This window comes from Bradyrhizobium sp. UFLA05-153 (assembly GCF_054185185.1).
This window is the reverse complement of sequence record NZ_JBBIAM010000312.1, coordinates 1-1,397: the sequence shown is the minus strand read 5'-3', so window position 1 is coordinate 1,397 and position 1,397 is coordinate 1. Positions and strand designations below refer to the sequence as shown.

The 1,397-nt window shown below is 57.9% G+C and carries 1 protein-coding gene; it reads left to right on the top strand.

Features of this window, described 5'->3' with window-relative positions:
- Nucleotides 1-6: 6 nt before the first annotated feature.
- Nucleotides 7-1,389, top strand: a complete 1,383-nt coding sequence (locus Q2941_RS51620) for an FAD-binding oxidoreductase (RefSeq protein WP_458197541.1) — start codon at nt 7-9, stop codon at nt 1,387-1,389.
- Nucleotides 1,390-1,397 lie beyond the last annotated feature (8 nt).

The following is a 1,397-nucleotide window of genomic DNA, read 5'->3' as shown; positions in this document are numbered from 1 at the left end:
AGATGGATGCTCGACATGACCAATCTTGTGGCTGATCTGACGGCAATTCTTGGACCGAATAGGATTCGTACCGGCGACGATATCGAGCCCAGACATTTTCGGGACTTTGAGATGGTCAGTCCGCCAGACGTGCGGCCAGCGGCACTCGTCTATCCGCTCGACACGGCGGAGGTAGCGGCCATTCTCAAATTGTGCAATGGAATGCGAGTTCCGGTGGTGGCGCAGGGCGGCCTTACCGGGCTTGCGGGCGGGGCCATTCCGGTGCAGGGGTGCCTCCTGCTGTCCCTCGAACGTTTGCGTGGGATCGAAGAGATTGACGCCAATGCCGCAACAATCACCGTGCAAGCTGGGGTGCCGCTGGAGGCGATCCAGGAAGCAGCCGAGGCCGCCGGCTTGTTCTTTCCCCTCGATCTCGGAGCGCGTGGGAGTTGCCAGATCGGCGGTAATCTATCCACCAATGCCGGGGGTTACCACGTCATCCGATTTGGCATGAGCCGAGATCTCTTGCTTGGTCTGGAAGTAGTCTTGGCCGACGGCACGGTCGTCGCCACGCTTAACAAGATGCTCAAGAACAATGCCGGCTATGACATCAAACAGCTTTTCGTGGGTAGTGAAGGGACCCTTGGCGTTATTACGCGCGCCGTGCTGAAGTTGTCCCCCAAGCAGCCAGCCGTCTGCACTGTCCTTTGCGGCCTTCGCAATTACGATCAGGTGCTGGCCTTGCTACGGATCCTGCGGCTCCGGCTGGGCAGCAGCATGTCAGCCTTCGAAATGATGAGTTCAGATTATTATGCACTCGGCTGTGCTGACAGCGGCCGGCCGGCGCCGCTAAAGGGCACTCACGGCGCCTACGTTCTCGTGGAGACGATGGGACAAGATTTGGAAGAGGAAATGGCGCGTTGCGAAAAGATGATCGCCTTAGTTCTTGAGGAAGAGATCATCGACGATGCGGTGATCGCTCAGTCGAGTGCGCAAGCGCAGGGCCTGTGGGCGGCCCGCGAATCTCGCAAAGCTTCGCCTAGTGAGATCTCTTTTGACGTGAGCATTCCCATTGGCCAAATCGGTACCTTTATGACCGAATCGAAGGCTCGCCTAACCGCTCGCTGGCCTGCGGCGAAGAGTCTTTATTACGGCCACATCGGCGACGCAAATCTGCACGTGGTCATTCAACTCGATGCCGATCCCTTGCCCGTAGAAGCAATGATCGAGGTATTTTATGGCACCGTCCGCGATTGGCAAGGCTCGGTTTCGGCCGAGCACGGCATCGGACTGTTAAAGCGCAAGTTCCTATCCTATTCCCGCCCTCCTGAAGCAATTGCCCTGATGGAGCGCATAAAGGAGGCCCTCGACCCGAACAACATCTTAAACCCGGGGAAGGTGCTTCCGTAAGCGAGGCA